Annotated in this window: 2 protein-coding genes; one reads left to right on the top strand and one right to left on the bottom strand. The window is 51.7% G+C overall.

The window, feature by feature from the left end; translation table 11 throughout:
- Nucleotides 1–142: 142 nt before the first annotated feature.
- Nucleotides 143–1,186: an IS3 family transposase gene (locus VE944_RS15670; protein WP_324978533.1), complete on the top strand. Its 1,044-nt coding sequence runs from the start codon at nt 143–145 to the stop codon at nt 1,184–1,186.
- 154 nt (nt 1,187–1,340) lie between these two features.
- Here VE944_RS15670 and VE944_RS15665 read toward each other — a convergent pair whose 3' ends face one another.
- Nucleotides 1,341–1,715, bottom strand: coding sequence for an ATP-binding protein (locus tag VE944_RS15665; RefSeq protein WP_324978530.1), 375 nt, complete (start codon nt 1,713–1,715; stop codon nt 1,341–1,343).
- Between the last annotated feature and the right edge of the window lie 87 nt (nt 1,716–1,802).

The raw sequence follows: 1,802 nt of genomic DNA, 5'->3' as shown, positions 1-1,802 counted from the left end.
TGAGAGACCAGGAGCGCCTTCGTCTGGAAAAGCGCATTCGGGAATTGGAGCGCGATCTGGAACGCAAGAACAGGGCACTCGCTGAAGCCTCGGCGCTGCTTATTCTCCAAAAAAAAGCCAGGAACCTGCTCTACGAAGAGGAGTGATCACTCTCGATGCCAGGAGGCGGATTCTCACTCTCATTGCTGATGCGGTGCTGGCAGGAGCGAGGAAGGCCAGAGCCGCTGAAGTTATTGGGATCAGCCTTCGGCAGCTACAACGCTGGGAAGCGAAGCCCGAGCGGGGTGACGGCAGGAAAGGCTCCAGCAGAAAGGTGGCGCACGCTCTATCGCAGGAGGAAAAAGGAGCAATTCTGAGAATTGCCAACTCACCGGATTTCTGCAATCTGTCGCCCCACAAGATCGTTCCCATCCTTGCCGATCGCGGCATCTATCTGGCTTCCGAAAGGACTTTTTACAGAGTTCTGGAAGAGTATTCATGTCTTGGGCATAGGCACAAATCAAAGCCACCCGTTTTCCGAAAGCGCCCACAACTTCGCGCTACAGGCCCCGGTCAAGTCTGGTCGTGGGATATCTCGTATCTCAAGTCAACAGTTCGGGGTCGATTCTTTTACCTTTATATGTTCATGGATATCTTCAGCCGCAAGATCGTCGCCTGGGATGTTCAGGCGACTGAAAGCTCAGAACAAGCTGCGAGAGTTCTTAAAGATGCCTGCATGAAAGAAGGTATCAACCGCAACGACTTAACGCTTCATTCGGATAATGGAGCATCCATGAAAGGGTCGACGATGCTCGCAACCATGCAGTGGCTTGGCGTTGCCTCTTCCTTCTCCAGGCCCAGGACAAGCAACGATAACTGCTTTTCTGAGGCCCTATTTAAAACCGTGAAATACGTGCCGGATTATCCCGAAAAGCCCTTCGACTCCATCGAGTCAGCAAGATGCTGGGTGGCTTCCTTCGTCCAATGGTACAACAACGATCACCTTCATAGCGGGGTGAACTATGTTACTCCAGAATCTCGCCATCAGGGACGCGATTTGGAGATCCTGAGAGGCCGTAGAGCTGTGTATGCGGAAGCTGTCGCGCGTACACCGAACCGCTGGCGACGAGGTATCAGGAAATGGCAGTATCATACTGCGGTATATCTCAATCCAGAGAGTGAGCTTAGGAAAGCCGTTCTGGCTTAGCGACATCTTTCTTGACATTCACCGGAGAATCAGCGGTCGGTTTTGGCAGGATTATGCAGTCGGACTTTGACCCCGACAACCCGTAACCTTGACATTATGGGAGATACGCTGCCTTCCTTCAACTCATCCACATCTTTTGGTTATATCTCTGACTTCAAGCGGTTATAGGATAATCTGAAAGTTTCACGCCTTCAGACGCTGATGAGATTTTTCTAAGCTGAATGGTCAATTCGAAACAACGGTGATTGCCCTTCCTTGATCCTAAAAAGGTAATGGCCACTTTCCCGCCATGAGCCTCGACCAGGGCTTTGACAGCGTCCATTCCAACCCCGCGGCCCGAGATATCTGTCACCTTTTCTGCCGTGCTTAGCCCGGAATGAAAAATGAAGGCAGCAATGTCATCGTCGGTTGCAGTGCCCTTCTCCAGGATGCCTCGCTTTCGCGCCAGGGCTTCTATTCTTCCGAGGTCCAGACCTGCCCCATCATCCCGGATCCTGACACTCGAGTCTCGTGTTAAATCTTTGACCAAAATACTTTAGGCAAAATCGTACCAATGGCTCGGGCAAAGGCCCAAACACGTCAATTGATCTGCCTATCCCCTAGGAAGCGTTTTTGA

It is taken from the genome of Nostoc sp. (assembly GCF_035638895.1).
In the GTDB taxonomy this organism is placed as follows: domain Bacteria; phylum Cyanobacteriota; class Cyanobacteriia; order Cyanobacteriales; family Nostocaceae; genus Nostoc.
The sequence above is the reverse complement of the archived record's forward strand: the minus strand, read 5'-3'. Positions and strand labels throughout refer to the sequence as shown.